Source organism: Bradyrhizobium sp. 191 (assembly GCF_023100985.1).
Classification (GTDB): domain Bacteria; phylum Pseudomonadota; class Alphaproteobacteria; order Rhizobiales; family Xanthobacteraceae; genus Bradyrhizobium; species Bradyrhizobium diversitatis.
The window spans coordinates 7159492-7175453 of the sequence record NZ_CP064692.1 but is presented as its reverse complement, the minus strand read 5'-3'; the positions used below and the strand labels follow the sequence as shown (position 1 = coordinate 7175453).

The window sequence follows — 15962 nt, the reverse complement described above, 5'->3', positions numbered from 1 at the left end:
GAAAATGCGCCGGGTCAGCGGCGGTTCCGATTGGTTGACGATCAAGACGAAAGAAGGAGCCTAGTGCGAGATCATAACCCAGCACGGTGGCTGGCCAATGACGGTCTTTGTCACACCGCCCCAGACGATCTCGTTCAGGCGCGAATGATGATAGGCGCCCATGACGATCGCATCGATGCCATGGGAATTCGCCCAGCTTCCCAGTACCTTGCCGATCGAGCTGCCGCCGCATTTCGTTGTTTCGAACGAGGCATCGACCCCATGTTCCCTCAAATGATCGACGAGAGCCGTGCCGGATTGCACGACCGCCTCGGTCTTGTCGTCCGCCACGGTCACCACACGGACCGAGGTGGCAGCCCGAAGAATCGGCAACGCGTCGCCGACCGCACGCGCGGCGCGAGCAGAGTGATCCCAGGCAATCAAGACGTTTTCGAATTCAGGCCGAAGTTCGTCCGCGAGATGTTCGGGACAAAGCAGAAGCGGCCGGCCGGATCCGAACAAGAAGGCCTCGACAATGACCTCTGTTCGGCTGTCGTGCGGTTTCACGGGAACTAGCGTGAGGTCGCTGAAGCGGGCATGCTCGGCCAGGATCGCGCCGATCTGATCCGCAGGCACCTTGCCCGATCGGCTCTGGGCGCGAATGTTGGCGCGGGAAGCTGCGCCGGTGAAGGCATTCAGGAGCTGCTGCATGTCGGAAGCCTCGGGGCCGGCGTGCTCGAAATCGCGGTCGTAAGGCAGCATCACCCTCGGTCGCTCGAAGATTTCTTCCTCGAGCGCGAGCGCGGTGATCCTGGCGCCGAGATCGGCGGCAACGGCCACGCATTTCTCTATCGCGACCACAGCCGGTCCGCGCGGCGGGCCGACAAGGGGCAGAAAGACGTCCTTGATGGGCATCCGCATTCTCCTGGGTCGCACGATAGGCCGGCGCGCGTCGAGGCGCTTGATCCTCGTCAAAGGCAAACTGTATCCGGTCACCCGGGAACCGGCGTTGACCGGCATCAAGGACTGGTCGCTTGGTCATTCTATGAATAATTCAATCGGAGCGGTTCGCCCCGGAGAGACTTATGCGTGCGATGGTGTTGCCGGCTCCACGAGCGCAGCTCCAGATGGAGGAGCGGCCTGACCCGATTCCGGGTGAGGGCCAGCTCCGGGTGAAGATCGGCGCCTGCGGCGTATGCCGGACCGATCTCCATCTCGTCGATGCCGAGCTGCCCGATATTCGCTATCCGATCGTGCCTGGGCACGAGATCGTCGGCCGGGTCGATCTCGTTGGGCCGAACGTGGCAACACATGCGCCTGGTGACCGGGTCGGCATCCCCTGGCTCGGCTTCACCTGCGGAAAGTGTCGATTCTGCCGGGAGGGCATGGAAAACCTGTGTGACGCACCGCTCTTCACGGGCTATACGCGCGACGGCGGCTACGCGACCCACATCATCGCCGACGCTCGCTACGCTTTTCCGCTCAGTGAGGCCGGCAGCGACGTGGAGATTGCGCCCCTGCTGTGCGCAGGGCTGATCGGCTGGCGCTCGCTGATTCTGGCCGGCCCCGCCGACCGGCTCGGCCTCTACGGCTTTGGCGCAGCCGGCCACATCATTGCGCAGGTCGCGGTTTGGCAGGGACGATCCGTCCATGCATTCACGCGACGCGGCGACGCCGCTGCACAAGACCTTGCACGCCGTCTCGGCGCGGTCTGGGCGGGGTCATCGGACGAAGCGCCCGACGAGCCGCTCGACGCCGCCATCATCTACGCACCGGCCGGCGAGCTCGTTCCGGCCGCGTTGCGCGCCGTCCGCAAAGGCGGGCGCGTCGTATGCGCCGGCATCCACATGACCGACATTCCAAGCTTTCCGTATGACTTGCTCTGGCAGGAACGGCAGTTGGTCTCGGTCGCCAATCTGACCCGGCAGGATGGCCTCGATTTTCTAAAGGTCGCCCCGCAAGCCGGCGTGCGTACCGAGACGACGGCGTTTCCGCTCGATCAGGCCAACGAGGTTCTTGGCATGCTGCGGAATGGCCAGATTCTCGGCGCAGCCGTGCTGACGCCGTGATGGTGCTTCGAATGCCCGCTCCGATCGAGGATGAAACGGCGGCCCAGGAGCGCATCTTCCAGATGCTGACCGACCATCCCGGCGTGACGCGGATCGACACGCATGGAGCCTCGGTGTTCCTGGATGCGAAGCGCGCGCTGAAGATCAAGCGCGCCGTCCGGTTTCCGTTCCTTGATTATTCGACACTCGAGAAGCGCAAGGCGGCCTGCGAGGAGGAGATCAGGATCAACCGGCCGCTGGCGCCGCAGATCTATCACGGCGTCGTGGCGATCACCGAAGAGCCGGATGGATCTCTGAAGGTCGGCGGCGCCGGCCGGCCGATCGAATATGCGGTCGACATGTCGCGCTTCGACGAAAACAGGACGCTGGATCTTCTGGCAAAGGCCGGCCCGCTGGAGACGAAGCTCGCCTCGGCTGCCGCTGACGCAATCGTGGCGTCGCACGCGGCGGCGACACGCGCAGACGGAGAAGCCTGGGTCTCATCCATCCCGGCCCTGATCGACGGCAACAGTGACGGCCTGCGGGCCGGCGGACATTTCAACGCGGAAGACATCGAAAGGCTCGGCAAGGCTTCGCACGAGGCATATCTGCGTATTCGTCCCCTGCTCGCAGAGCGCGGCCGCCAGGGCTTCGTGCGCCGCTGTCATGGCGATCTGCACCTCGCAAACATCGTTCTGATCGATGATCGGCCCGTGCTGTTCGACGCCATCGAGTTCGATGCGCAGTTGGCAACGGTCGACGTGCTCTACGATCTCGCGTTCACCCTCATGGACCTGTTGCAGCACGACCAACTGCGCGCGGCGAATATCGCCCTGAACCGCTATCTTGCAGCGACGCCGGCCGACAATCTCGACGCGCTCTCCGCCCTGCCGCTGTTCATGTCCGTCCGTGCGGCGATCCGCGCCCAGGTGGCCCTGGCACGGCTGAAGCGGCCGCATTCCGATCGTCCCGGCATCCTCGACCAGGCGCAGCGCTACTTTGACCTCGCCAGGACGCTGATCCGTCCTCCCGCTCCGCGTCTGATTGCGGTCGGCGGACTGTCCGGCACCGGAAAGACCGTTCTGGCGTACGCGCTCGCGCCGCTCGTCGCGCCGCAGCCGGGAGCCGTCGTGCTGCGCAGCGATCTCGTCCGCAAGCAAATGTTCGGGGTCGAGGACACGCACCGCCTGCCGCCATCCGCCTATACGCCGGAGGTCACGGCCCACGTCTACGACGCGCTGGCTCAGCGCGCCCGGCGGGTGCTGGCGCAAGGCCATTCGGCGCTCATCGACGGCGTATTCGCCCGCGAGGACGAACGTGACGCGATCGCCGCGCTGGCGCGCGAGCGCAACGTTTCACTGAACGGTCTATTCCTGGTCGCGGACCTCGCGACCCGGCAGGCGCGGATCGGAAGCCGCCGGGGGGATGCATCGGACGCCACGCAAGAGGTTGCCGCGCTGCAAGAGCACTATAAGATCGGCCATGTCGGCTGGGCGACCATCGATGCATCCGGGACAGAAGAACAGACGCTGCAGAACTGCCGGGACGTGATCGCCAAGGGGCAAACAACGCAACCTGATTGATGCAGGCAAGGATGTCGGGACCCACCACAAGCTCGAGGGCGACCACGCGTGCCAAGCCGGCGACGCGGCGCAATACCCTGCCCGGCCGCCTCAGCCCCGGCATGGCCTGCGACACGGCCTTCCGGATCATCGCCCGCCGTCACCTCGATGACGTGATCGCTCAGCACGACGGGACCTGCCGCGGCGATCCCGAAGCTCTGCACCAGATCCGCATCGCACTGACGCATCTGCGTACTGCCATCCGCTTCTTCTCGCCGATGGTCGACGACGCCCTGCGCCCGAAGGTCTGGGCCGAACTGAAATGGCTGAACGGCCAGCTCGGCATGGTGCGGGACCTCGACGTGGCGATCGAGCGGGTCGTCGCCGAGACTGGCCACGAACTCGCCGTGGTCGCCGAGCTTCAGCAGTGGGACGAGAAACGGGCCGAGAGCCACAGGCTGCTGGCGCGTGCGCTGCAATCCGCACGGTACCGCCGCCTGGCCGAACAGACCTCGACGTGGATCGAAAGCGGCCCCTGGTCGACCCGGCGCAGCAAGGAAGCCATTCGACTGCGCCGCCGCACGCTCGCCGAACACGCGATGGAGCGGCTGACCGAGTGGGAGACGAGGCTGCTCAAGAAAGCGCGAAGACTCCGCAAGCTCGACGTGGAGAAACGACACAAGCTGCGACTCCTCAACAAGCGGCTGACCTATTCGATCGAATCGCTTCAGGACCTGTTCGCCGCGGAAACGCCGACGAAACACAAGTCCATCCTCAAGCAATTGCGCAAGGCACAAAGAGCGCTCGGACAATTGAACGACGATGCACGAGGACAGGCGCTGGCGGCGTCCTTGAACGGCGCCGGCCTCGGTGCCACCGATCGCTTTCTCAACCGAAAGCGGGAAAAGAAGCTGTTGCGAACCGCGTCGGTGGCCTACCGAAAACTGGACAAGGCCAAGCCGTTCCGCTCCTCGGATCTCGCGCCGGGCTCCGAGCCGGAGGTTTAGGTGTGAACATAGTCTCCCGGCGCATCGGGCAGGCCGGGTGCGCCTCCAAACCCGATCTGCGGCGGATCGCAGGGCGCGCCGGAGCGCGCCGCGAGCCATTTGGCCCATTCCGGCCACCACGACCCTTCAACGCGCGGGGCCAGCTTCACCCATTCATCCGCGCCGACATAGGGCGCATCAGCAGCCTTGGTCAGCACCTGATAGCTGTGGCCGGGCTCCTCTGGAGGCGCCACGACACCGGCATTGTGACCGCCGCTGGTCAACAGGAACGTCACGTCGGCATCGACCTGATAGTGGATCTTGTAGACGGATCGCCATGGCGCCACGTGATCGGCGAGCGTGCCGACCACGAACATCGGCACGTGAATATCGGAGAGCGAAATACTCCTGCCTCCGACGAGATAGCGCCCTCCCGCCAGATCGTTGTCGAGGAACAGCTTGCGCAGATACTCCGAATGCATGCGATAAGGCAGCCGCGTGGCGTCGGCGTTCCAGGCCATCAGGTCGCTCGGCGGCGCGCTCTCGCCCATCAGATAGTCATGTGAGAGCCGCGACCAGATCAGTTCGTTCGAGCGCAGCAACTGGAAGGCGCCGGCCATCTGCGTCGTGTCGAGATAGCCGCGCTGCCACATCATGTCTTCGAGAAAAGCCACCTGGCTCTCGTTGATGAAGAGCGTCAGCTCCCCGGCCTCGGTGAAATCAGTCTGCGCGGCAAGGAGCGTGACCGAGCCGAAGCGGTTATCACCGTCGCGCTCCATCGCGGCGGCGGCGATCGACAGCAATGTGCCCCCCAGACAATAGCCGAGCGCATGGGTCTTCCGACCCGGCATGATCAGGCCGATCATGTCCAGCGCCGCCATGACGCCCAGCCTGCGATAATCGTCAAAGGCGAGATCCCGATCCCTCGCATCCGGATTGCGCCACGAGATCGCGAACACGGTGAAACCTTGACCCGTCAGATATTTGACCAGCGAGTTCTGCGGCGAGAGATCGAGGATGTAGTACTTCATGATCCAGGCCGGCACGATCAGGATCGGCTCGGGCCGCACCTGCGCGGTGGTCGGATAATACTGAATCAGCTCCATCAGCTCGTTGCGGTAGACGACCTTGCCGGGTGAAACCGCCACCGTCTTGCCGACCACGAACTGCCCGTCGTCCGCCAGTTTCGAGTTGGAGAGCAGGCGCATCAGGTCGCTGCACCAGTTCTGCCAGCCGAAGATGAAATTCTCCCCGCCGCTCTGGAACGCCTTCTCCAGCACCTTCGGATTGGTCGCAGCGAAGTTCGACGGCGCCAGCATGTCGAGCAACTGACGCATCGAGAACTCGACGATGGCTTCATTTGCATGCGACACGCCGCGTACGCCCGTCGCAGCATCACGCCACCAGCGCTCTCCGAGCAGAAACGCCTGCGCCAGCAGGTTGAACGGCGCGATCTCCCATTGCGATCCCCTGAACCGGCGGTCCCGCTCCTGCGGCTGGATCACGGACCACGGCTTTTGCCCGGGCGACGCCGCGTGCGCGGCAGCTTTCGCGAGCCGGCCGACATCGCGAAGGGCGTTCCGCGAAATCTCCATCTGGCGCTGCGGCGCCGCGGCGAGATGCGAGCTCCAATCGAGCCAGGCGAGCGAGAGGGCAAGTGGCGAAATCCCGCCCGTGAACCGCGCCAGCATCGCGTGCAAGGCGCGGTCCAGAGGATATGGCTCTGATGCAGGCACGGAATCGGCCGCGACCGGAGTGCTTTCGAGTTTTCCGGGGCTCACAAGCGAGGCTTCGGGACCAGCGGCGGGATCGGCGGAGAGAACCTGCACCGCCGGCTCTTCAGCCCGTGGAAATTTCTGCACGACGCTCATAGCTCATGTTCCTGCGGGCTTCAGTTGTACGTGGATAAAGGGTACCGCGAGGCGTCGAAGCCGTGTTGAGCTGCATCAAGCCCGGGTCCGGATCACAATTTCTCAATCGGGATCGATCGTGTTTCGCCCGATTGACTTGCGTCAAACGGCACCTCGATGCCGGAGCTAGGTTGCGCGCATCGAAGTTTCAACAAAGCGGAGTCGTCCATGCGCGCCCATCAGATCATGACCCGGTCGGTCATCTCGGTCACCCCCGACACCAGCATCGTCGAAGCGGCAAATATCATGCTGAAGCGGCACGTCAGCGGTCTCACAGTGGTCGACGAGTCCGGCAAGCTGGTCGGCGTCGTGTCGGAAGGGGATTTCATCCGCCGCAGCGAAATCGGCACCGGCCGCAAGCGCGGACGCTGGCTTCGCTTCATCCTCGGTCCGGGCAAATCCGCGAGCGATTTCGTCCATGAGCACGGCCGCAAGGTCTCGGAAGTGATGACCGACTCGCCCGTGACGATCACGGAGGATACGGCGCTCGCGGAGATCGTCGATCTCATGGAGCGGAACAACATCAAGCGGCTGCCGGTCGTGCGCGGCGACAAGGTCGTCGGGATCGTATCCCGCGCCAATCTGCTGCAGGCGGTGGCGGGCCTCGCCCGCGAAGTACCGGATCCCACCGCGGATGACGACCACATTCGCAGCCGCATCATCGATACCATGGAGAAGAGCGACTGGTGCCCGTTCGGGCTGAACGTGATCGTGCGCAACGGTATCGTTCATCTCAGCGGCGTCATCACCGAAGAGCGCGCACGGCAGGCCGCGATCGTCGCCGCGGAGAACGTCGAGGGCGTGAAGAAGGTGCACGACCATCTTTGCTGGGTCGACACCATGTCGGGCGTCTATCTGAACTCGCCCGAGGACGATGAGCTCGCCAAAGCAAGCTAACCAGGGCGGGTCGATCAGGGAGAGCCGATCGCGACAGAGTTCAGCGAGGAATGACGGCGGTGGCTTCGATTTCGACGCGCGCCGCCTTCTCCACGAGGCGGACCACCTGAACCAGCGCCATCGCAGGATAATGGGCTCCGAAGACGTCGCGATAGACCCGGCCCAGTTCCTTCAGATTGGCCAGGTACTCGTCCATGTCGACGACGTACCAGGTCAGGCGCACGAGGTGCTCGGGCCGGGCACCGGCCTCGGCCAGGATCGCGGCGATGTTGCTCAAGGTCTGGCGTACCTGCGCGACGAAGCCTTCCGCGAGGCGCTCTTCTGCATCCCAGCCGATCACTCCGCCGGTGACGACGATACGTCCTTCGGCAGCCATGCCGTTGGCGTAGCCTTTCGGCACCGGCCAGCCTGACGGCTGGAGGATCTGCGCCCTGATGCGCGTTCCTTCCTCGGCTGCCGTCGGCAGTACCGCGAGTTGCGAGCCTTTCGGGGGCGTCACGGACAATTCTCTATCCTTCTCTCATTCCGCAGCGACGCCTGACGACGTCGCCGCGACCTGCGCCAGCTGCCGCAGGGCAAAGCGCTTCAGCTTGCCGGTTTCGGTCTTCGGCAATTGCGTCACGAACTCGATCGCGCGCGGATATTTGTAAGGCGCAATCTCGCGTTTGACATGCTCCTGCAGCTCCGCCACGAGCTGCGCGTCGGCCGTCACGCCGGGCGCGGCGATGACATAGGCCTTCACGATCATGCCGCGCGCCTCGTCCGGAGCGCCGACCACGCCGCACTCGGCAACCGCCGGATGCGTGAGCAGCGCCGCTTCGACATCGGTCCCCGCGATGTTGTAGCCGGCCGACACGATCATGTCGTCGGAGCGCGACTGGTACCAGAAATAGCCGTCGCTATCCATCAGATAGGTGTCGCCGGTGATGTTCCAGCCGTTCTGGACGTATTTCCGCTGCCGCTCGTCGGCCAGATAGCGGCAGCCGGTCGGCCCGCGCACGGCGAGACGGCCCATCGTTCCAGGCGGCACGTCGCGGCCCTCATCGTCGACGATCTTGGCTTCATAGCCCGGCACGGGCTTTCCGGTGGCGCCGGGGCGGATCTCGTCCTCGGTCGCGCTGATGAAGATGTGCAGCATCTCGGTCGAACCGATGCCGTCCATCAGCTTGATCCCGGTGGCCTTGAACCAGGCATCGAATGTCGGCTTGGGCAGTGTTTCGCCCGCGGAGACGCATTTGCGAAGCGAGGAGATGTCGCGGCCCGGGAGCTTGCCGATCATGGCGCGGTACGCGGTCGGCGCGGTGAAGCAGACTGTGATCTTGTACTGCTCGATCGCCGACAGCAGGTCGTCCGGCGTCGTCTTCTCCAGCAGGACGAAGGACGCGCCGATATGCATCGGAAACAGCACGCCGCCGAAGCCGAAGGTGAAGGCGAGCGGGGCCGAGCCGATGAAGCGATCCTTCTGCTCGGCCCGCAGGATGTTGCGCGCATAGCCGTCGCAGACCGCGAGCATGTCGCGGTGGAAATGCATGGTGCCCTTGGGATCGCCTGTCGTGCCCGACGTGAAAGCGATCAGGCAGATGTCATCGGCGGCGGTATCGAGAGCCCCGAACTCCGGGCTCGCATCCGCGATCAGCGCTTCGAGCGAATCGGAAGCGCCGTTGCCCCAATAAACGACGCGCTCGAGACCGGGCGCTGCGGCCTTCGCCTTCTCCATCTCATCGGAGAGTTTTCCGTCACACAGTGCCAGCGTGATCGCCGCTTTCTGGATCGGATAGGACAGCTCCTTGGCGCGTAGCAGCGGCATCGTCGCCACGACGATGCCGCCGGCCTTGATCACCGCGAGATAGGTCGCAACCATCATGGGGTTGTTGGCAGAGCGCAACAGCACCCGGCCGCCGGGAACGAGATTGAGCTTGCCGACCAGCACGTTGGCGATGCGGTTCACCAGCGCCTGCAGCTCGCGATAGGTGTAGCTGACGGAAGGGCTGATGACGCAGGGTGCCTCGCCATGTCCCTGCTCGACCCAGCGATCCAGGAAATAGCTGACGCAGTTCAGTCGCGGGGGGTAGTGCAGCTCCGGCCGCGTGAAGATGAATTCGGGCCAGAGCTCGCGCGGCGGCAGATGTTGCCGCGCGAACGTATCGACATGGGCCGTCGCGGCGTTGCCGTCACACGAACCCGACATTTGAATCTTGGCGGCGTTGGCCATCGCACGCTCCTTTCAGCATGGATTGCACCCGGCAGCACGATCTGAAAACATTTTAGGCTTAAAACAATTCGGCGCAATAGCGGATTTTGGGCAAGCCGTGCTTTTTCCTGCGGCAAGAGGGATCGGCGCCCCGCCCAGCGCCGGGGCTTACGACCGGCGGCGCGCGGCCGATTTCTGCGCGGACGCCTTGGTCTTGGCCAGGAGCCGCATCAGTTCGCGCACGTCCTTTGGGGTCAGGTCGGCGAAGAGATCGGCGATCCAGGTTTCGTGTTCCGCAGCCATTCGGCGAAACTCGGCGCGTCCGAGCTTCGTGAGTCGGATCACCTGGACGCGGCGATCCGTCTCCGAGGTCCGGCGGTCGAGATGACCGGAGTCCACCAGACGCTCCACGAGGCCGGTCACATTGCCGTTCGACACCATCATGCGCTTGGAGACATCGGACAGCGTCATGCCGTCAGGCGCCTTGTCGAGCTGCGCCATCAGGTCGAAACGAGGCAGCGTGACGTCGAATCGCTGCCGCAGCCGGCCGCGCACCTCGCCCTCGATCAGCGTCGTGCAGGTCAGGAGCCGCAGCCACAGCCGAAGCTCCTCGGCGTGGTCCTCCGGCGTTTCGACGGCCTTGGTCTCGGAATCGAGCATGTTGATGCAGCCACTCACGGCCGGCATTGGCGCCGGCACGGATTCCCCAACGTTTTGAGCTTCAAATAAATCGGAGCCGGCTGCAAGTCCAAAGCTGCAACAATCAACCGCAGGACAATTTCTTTAGGCTTCAAACAATTGGCGCGCCGCTTGCATGCGGCGCTCCCCGCAGAATGCGACGCCTCGAGCTCGGCTTGCCGCGGCGACCATCATCGGCATAAGTTTGAATTTGGAGTACGTGGCTTGCTGCGCAAGCCAATCGTCACGAGGGACAGATCATGAAGACGCAAATGACCTTGGCCGCAGCCGCCGTGCTGCTCGGCACCGTGGTGACCCCTGCCCTTGCCCAGGAAAAAATCAAGCTGGGCGTGATCGTGACCCTGTCGGGGCCTGCCGCCGCGCTTGGCCAACAGGTTCGGGACGGCTTTGCGCTTGCGGTGAAAGATCTCGGCGGCAAGATGGGCGGCCGTGATGTCGAGGTCGTCGTCGTCGACGACGAGTTGAAGCCGGATGCAGCGGTGACCAAGGTCAAGGGCCTTCTCGAGCGCGAGAAGGTCGACTTCGTGGTCGGACCGATCTTCTCCAACATCCTCCAGGCGATCCACCGGCCCATCACGGAATCGAAGACCTTCCTGATCAGCCCCAATGCCGGGCCGTCGACCTTCGCCGGCAAGGACTGCAACCCGTTCTTCTATGTGACTTCGTATCAGAACGATCAGGTGCACGAGATCCTCGGCAAGGTCGCGCAGGATCGCGGCTACAAGCGCATGTACCTGATGGTGCCGAACTATCAGGCCGGCAAGGATTCGGTGGCCGGGTTCAAGCTCGACTACAAGGGCGAGATCGTCGAGGAATCCTACATGCCGCTGAACACGCTGGACTTCCAGCCGGAGCTGTCCAAGATTTCCTCGCAAAAGCCCGACGCTCTCTTCACGTTCATGCCCGGCGGCCTCGGCGTCAATCTCGTCAAGCAGTACCGGCAGGCGGGCCTTGCCGATACCATTCCGGTGCTCTCGGCGTTCACGGTGGATGAATCGACCCTGCCGGCGCAGCAGGACGCCGCGGTCGGCATGTTCGGCGGCGCGAACTGGGCGCCCAATCTCGACAATCCCCAGAACAAGAAGTTCGTTGCCGCCTATGAGGCCGCTTATAACATCGTGCCCGGCACCTATGCCTTTCAGGCCTATGACGCCGCGATGCTGATCGACAGCGCGGTCAAGGCGGTGAAGGGCGATCTATCGAACAAGGACGCCGTTCGGGCGGCGCTCAAGAAGGCCGACTTCACCTCGCTGCGCGGCACCTTCAAGTTCAACACCAACGGCTATCCCATCCAGGATTTCTACCTGACCAAAGTCGCCAAGCGTCCGGACGGCAAGTTCCAGACCGAGATCGTCCAGAAGGTCTTCGAGAATTACGGCGACCGCTATGCCAAGGACTGCAAGGCGGCGAACTGAGCATGATCCGGAAAAGTGCGCAGCGGTTTTCCGAGAAAGATCATGCTCTGACAATAGCCGCGCATCGCGTTACGGGAGGACTAAAATGAAAAGCGAAATCACCGGCATCACCCGGGCGAATGAGGGCATCCAGGGCATTTCCTGGAACATCCTCGGCCAGACCTATGTGCCGAAGAGCTACGCCGAGCACAGCTTCTCCTGGCATGCGACACTTCCGCCGGGCACGTTTGTGCCGCCGCACATTCATCCCGATCAGGATGAGTATCTCTACATGCTGGAGGGCAAGCTCGACTTCATGCTCGGCAATTCGGAGTCGCAGGCGACGGCCGGCGACCTGATCCGCCTCGGCATGGGCGTGCCGCACGGCATCTTCAACAAGTCGGAGCAGACCGCAAAAGTGCTGTTCTGGGTCTCCCCGAGCCGCAAGCTGTTCGACCTGTTCTGGGGCCTTCACAACATGAAGGAGCAGAAGCCCGAGGACGTGGTGGCGCTGGCCGCCGAGTTCAACATCCACTTCCTGCCGCCACCGCCCGGCGGCTAGCAGCGTGTCTTAGGCGCGTACCGCCGCAAGTCCCGGGACGGCGGCAAAGCCGGCCTTGGTGGCGTAGCCACGCACGATCGCCTCACGCTGGGAATAGCTCAGCACGTTGTCGACATTGTCGAAACCGTCAGGCGCGAGCTGCTCGACGGCGTCGATGACGCCTTCAGGACCGCCGCGCCGGTTGGAGCGGACGATCTCGGCCGTCATGGGCAGGCGCTTCTTTTCATATTCGAGCAGCGCCTGACGCGGATGTTCGGCGCGCACCAGCGCGTCCGCAAGGCAGCGCGCATCGAGGATCGCCTGCGAGGCGCCGTTCGACCCCACCGGATACATCGGATGCGCGGCGTCGCCGAGCAGCGTGACCCGGCCCGACGACCAATAGGGCAAGGGATCGCGGTCGCAGGTCGGATATTCGTAAAATTCGGGCGTTGCCGAGATCAGGCTCTTCACGTCGATATAGGGCACCGAGAAACGTGCGACATGCGGCATCAGCTCTTCGCGCCGCCCCGGCCGCGACCAGTCTTCTTTCCGCGGCGGCGGTGCATTGCCCTCGCCGACCTTCACCAGCACCGCCCAATTGGTGAGGCGGCTTGCCGGGCTCGATCCTTCCGCGATCGGATAGATCACCACCTTGGCATTGAGGCCGCCAGCCACGATCATCGATCTGCCGGTGAGGAACAGCGGCCAGTCGCGGGCGCCGCGCCACAGCATCAAGCCGTTCCAGCACGGCGGCCCCTCGTTCGGGAACAGCGTCTCCCGGACGCGCGAGTGGATGCCGTCGGCGCCGATCAGGATATCGCCGCGCGCGGTGTGGACATGGGCGCCTGCGCGATCGAAGAAGTAAGCGGTGACGCCGCCCTCGTCCTGCGTGAACGCGCCGAGCCGGCAACCGGTGTGGATGGCATCAGCCCCGAGCCGCTCCTCGACCGCGCGGTGGATGACGCCCTGAAGGCGCCCGCGGTGGATCGAGAATTGCGGCACGTCGTGGCCGGCGTCTATGCCGCGGGCCTCGCGCCAGACCTCCTGGCCGTGGCGGTTGAGGTAGTAGAGCTGATCGGTGCGGATCGCGACGTCGTCGAGCTTCTGCAACAGACCGAGCCCGGCCAACTCGCGCATCGCATGCGGCAGCGTGTTGATGCCGACGCCGAGTTCGCGGATGGTGTCGGCCTGCTCGTAGATCTCGCAATCCAGGCCCCGCGAGCGGAACATCAACGCCGTGGTGAGACCACCGATACCGCCGCCGACGATAATCGCCTTCATCGCCCTAACTCCACTCGAAACACAGGCAATGGGTTAACGTCGCACGGGCGGTCACTCCGCCGCAAGCGGCTTTGTCGCCTCCACCTTGAGTTCGGCCCGGGTCTTGGGCTTAGCCTTAATTCTCAGCTCCTCAAGATCCTGCCGGTCGCGCACGCTGTTGCGGAAAATCTGATCTTTTCCTGGCAGATATTGCGGCGGGCAGAATGCGTCGTCGGCACCGTACCAGGCAGCCGCCCTCATGGTGAAGAAGGGATCGACGAGATGCGGACGGCCGAGCGCGACGAGATCCGCGCGGCCAGCGGCCAAAATGGTATTGGCCTGGTCCGCCGTGGTGATGTTGCCGACGCACATGGTGGCTACCCGCGCCTCGTTGCGGACCTGATCGGAGAACGGCGTCTGGAACATGCGCCCGTAGACCGGCTGCGCATCGCGCACCGTCTGGCCTGTCGAGACGTCGACGAGATCGACACCCGCCTCGGCGAAGGCCCGCGCAATGGCGACGGCATCATCGCCGGTGATACCGCCGTCAGCCCAATCGGTTGCGGAGATACGCACCGACATCGGCTTGTGCAACGGCCACACTGCGCGTAGCGCCTCGAAGACCTCGAGCGGAAAACGCAGCCGGTTGGCGAGCGAGCCGCCATATTCGTCCGTGCGGGTATTGGTCAGCGGCGAGATGAAGCTGGCGAGCAGATAGCCGTGGGCGCAGTGCAATTCGAGCATGTCGAAGCCACAGCGCTCGCCGCGCTCGGCCGCCGCAACGAAAGCGTCCCTCACCTCGTTCATGCCGGAGCGGTCGAGCTCACGTGGTACCTGGCTGTCGGGGAAATAGGGCAGCGGCGATGCCGAAAAAACCTCCCAGCCGCCCTGTTCCACGGGACGGTCCATGCCGTCCCACATCAGCTTGGTCGCGCCCTTGCGGCCGGCGTGCCCCAATTGCAGGCAGATCTTTGCGGCCGAGTTGCCATGGACGAAATCCACGATGCGCCGCCATGCGGCTTCCTGCTCGTCGTTCCACAGGCCGGCGCAGCCAGGTGTGATCCGGGCCTCGCGGCTGACACAGGTCATCTCGGTGAAGATCAGCCCGGCGCCGCCGATCGCACGCGAGCCGTAATGGACGAGGTGGAAGTCTGTCGGCACACCTTCCTTCGCCGAATACATGCACATCGGCGACATCACGGCGCGGTTGGCGATCTCCATCTCACGCAGGCGGAACGGCTGGAACAACGGCACCATCGGCCGGTCGGTGTCGACATCGAAGCCGCTGCTGCGCACCTGCCTGGCAAACGATTTTTCGACCTCCGCCACGAAATCCGGGGCGCGGAGTTTCAGATTGTCATAGGTGATCGCCTTCGAGCGCGTCATGACGCCGAAGGCGAACTGCACCGGGTCAAAATCCCAGAAGCGGTCGACGTGCTCGAACCAGACCAGCGAGACGTCGGCGGCATGCTGCATCTTCTCGACCTCCTCACGGCGGCCATGCTCATAAACCTCGAGCGCCGCCTTGATGCTGGGCGCCTTCTCCATCGCTTCGGCCAGCGCAATTGCATCCTCCATCGCGAGCTTGGTGCCCGAGCCGATCGAGAAATGCGCGCTCGCCTTGGCGTCGCCGAGCAGGACCATGTTGTCCTTGACCCAGCGCTTGCTGCGGATCATGGGGAAGTTGCGCCACATCGAGCGGTTGGTCAGCAATCGATGCTCGCCGAGGAACCAGCCGAAGATGTCTGCCATCCGCGCGGCGGACTGGGCTTCATCCAGCCCCGTCAAGCCTGCCCGCTCGAACGTCTCCGGATCGGTCTCGAAGATCCAAGTCGAATGACCGGCCTCATACTGATAGGCATGGGCGATGAAAGGCCCCCACTCGGTCTCCTGGAAGATGAAGGTGAAGGCATCGAGCGGCCTGGTCGATCCCATCCAGGCGAACTTGTTGGAGCGGATGTCGACCTCCGGCTGGAAATGGTCGACGTATTTCTCGCGGAAGCGGCTGTTGATGCCGTCGGCGATGAGAATGAGATCGGCATCGGCAAAACGGGACTCGTCGTCGATGTCCACCTCGAAATGCAGGACGACGCCAAGCTTGCGAGCGCGCTCCTGAAGGATCAGAAGCAGCTTGCGTCGCGAACAGCCGCAAAAGCCGTTGCCGCCCACCCGGTGCACCGTGCCGCGGAAATGCACGGCGATGTCATCCCAGTAGGCGAACTCCTGGATGATGCGGCGATAGCTCGGAAGATCGTGCTTCTCGAAATTGTCGAGTGTCGCATCCGAGAACACCACGCCGAAGCCAAAGGTGTCGTCGGCGCGATTGCGCTCATACACGGCGATGTCGGCGCTTGGCCGCTGCTTCTTCAGCAGGATCGCCGCATAAAGACCCGCAGGTCCGCCACCGATGATCGCGACTTTCATGGGAGCCTCGCCAATTCACCCGGCCATGGAAACTATTTTAAGCCTAAAATAATTTGGCGCAAGTCCCCGTT

13 protein-coding genes are annotated in these 15962 nt (G+C 63.9%); 6 read left to right on the top strand and 7 right to left on the bottom strand.

What is annotated here, in order from left to right; all coding sequences use genetic code 11:
- Window positions 1–60: 60 nt before the first annotated feature.
- On the bottom strand, window positions 61–894 hold the full coding sequence (locus IVB23_RS33645; protein ID WP_247805007.1) for a universal stress protein: 834 nt from the start codon (window positions 892–894) through the stop codon (window positions 61–63).
- A 170-nt stretch (window positions 895–1064) separates the two neighbouring features.
- On the opposite strand from IVB23_RS33645, the gene IVB23_RS33640 reads away from it, so the two are divergent.
- From IVB23_RS33640 to IVB23_RS33630, 3 genes are read left to right on the top strand one after another with little or no spacing between them, the layout of a single operon-like run.
- Window positions 1065–2048 (top strand): zinc-dependent alcohol dehydrogenase family protein, encoded by a 984-nt coding sequence (locus IVB23_RS33640; RefSeq protein WP_061877931.1) that lies wholly within the window; start codon window positions 1065–1067, stop codon window positions 2046–2048.
- A 23-nt stretch (window positions 2049–2071) separates the two neighbouring features.
- A complete protein-coding gene (locus tag IVB23_RS33635) occupies window positions 2072–3610 on the top strand; it encodes a bifunctional aminoglycoside phosphotransferase/ATP-binding protein (protein ID WP_061877964.1) in 1539 nt (512 codons plus the stop codon).
- A gap of 11 nt (window positions 3611–3621) precedes the next feature.
- Window positions 3622–4596: a CHAD domain-containing protein gene (locus tag IVB23_RS33630; protein ID WP_061877930.1), complete on the top strand. Its 975-nt coding sequence runs from the start codon at window positions 3622–3624 to the stop codon at window positions 4594–4596.
- On the opposite strand, the gene IVB23_RS33625 is transcribed toward IVB23_RS33630, so the two are convergent.
- A complete protein-coding gene (locus tag IVB23_RS33625) occupies window positions 4593–6446 on the bottom strand; it encodes an alpha/beta fold hydrolase (RefSeq protein ID WP_247801390.1) in 1854 nt (617 codons plus the stop codon). The two genes, IVB23_RS33630 and IVB23_RS33625, sit on opposite strands and share 4 nt — an antisense overlap.
- Window positions 6447–6653: 207 nt before the next feature.
- On the opposite strand from IVB23_RS33625, the gene IVB23_RS33620 reads away from it, so the two are divergent.
- The gene (locus tag IVB23_RS33620) at window positions 6654–7382 is read left to right on the top strand and encodes a CBS domain-containing protein (RefSeq protein WP_061877928.1); all 729 of its coding nucleotides are present in this window, start codon (window positions 6654–6656) and stop codon (window positions 7380–7382) included.
- A gap of 40 nt (window positions 7383–7422) precedes the next feature.
- Here the strand turns inward: IVB23_RS33620 and IVB23_RS33615 are convergent, their stop codons facing one another.
- The 3 genes from IVB23_RS33615 to IVB23_RS33605 all read right to left on the bottom strand — a co-directional run bounded on the left by IVB23_RS33615 (window position 7423) and on the right by IVB23_RS33605 (window position 10260).
- Window positions 7423–7887: a RidA family protein gene (locus IVB23_RS33615; RefSeq protein ID WP_197488662.1), complete on the bottom strand. Its 465-nt coding sequence runs from the start codon at window positions 7885–7887 to the stop codon at window positions 7423–7425.
- A 15-nt stretch (window positions 7888–7902) separates the two neighbouring features.
- Window positions 7903–9594: a benzoate-CoA ligase family protein gene (locus tag IVB23_RS33610; RefSeq protein ID WP_061877927.1), complete on the bottom strand. Its 1692-nt coding sequence runs from the start codon at window positions 9592–9594 to the stop codon at window positions 7903–7905.
- 147 nt (window positions 9595–9741) lie between these two features.
- Window positions 9742–10260, bottom strand: a complete 519-nt coding sequence (locus IVB23_RS33605) for a MarR family transcriptional regulator (RefSeq protein WP_028181148.1) — start codon at window positions 10258–10260, stop codon at window positions 9742–9744.
- A 251-nt stretch (window positions 10261–10511) separates the two neighbouring features.
- Between IVB23_RS33605 and IVB23_RS33600 the strand changes: the two genes are divergently transcribed.
- Both IVB23_RS33600 and IVB23_RS33595 read left to right on the top strand, forming a co-directional pair.
- Window positions 10512–11687: an ABC transporter substrate-binding protein gene (locus IVB23_RS33600; protein ID WP_247801389.1), complete on the top strand. Its 1176-nt coding sequence runs from the start codon at window positions 10512–10514 to the stop codon at window positions 11685–11687.
- Window positions 11688–11772: 85 nt separating this feature from the next.
- Window positions 11773–12228 carry a cupin domain-containing protein gene (locus tag IVB23_RS33595; RefSeq protein ID WP_247801388.1) on the top strand — a complete coding sequence of 152 codons (456 nt, stop codon included), beginning with the start codon at window positions 11773–11775 and terminating at the stop codon, window positions 12226–12228.
- A gap of 9 nt (window positions 12229–12237) precedes the next feature.
- On the opposite strand, the gene IVB23_RS33590 is transcribed toward IVB23_RS33595, so the two are convergent.
- Both IVB23_RS33590 and IVB23_RS33585 read right to left on the bottom strand, forming a co-directional pair.
- Window positions 12238–13488, bottom strand: coding sequence for a flavin-dependent oxidoreductase (locus IVB23_RS33590; RefSeq protein WP_247801387.1), 1251 nt, complete (start codon window positions 13486–13488; stop codon window positions 12238–12240).
- A gap of 51 nt (window positions 13489–13539) precedes the next feature.
- Entirely contained in the window at window positions 13540–15891 is a 2352-nt protein-coding gene (locus IVB23_RS33585; RefSeq protein WP_247801386.1) for a bifunctional salicylyl-CoA 5-hydroxylase/oxidoreductase, read from the bottom strand.
- Window positions 15892–15962 lie beyond the last annotated feature (71 nt).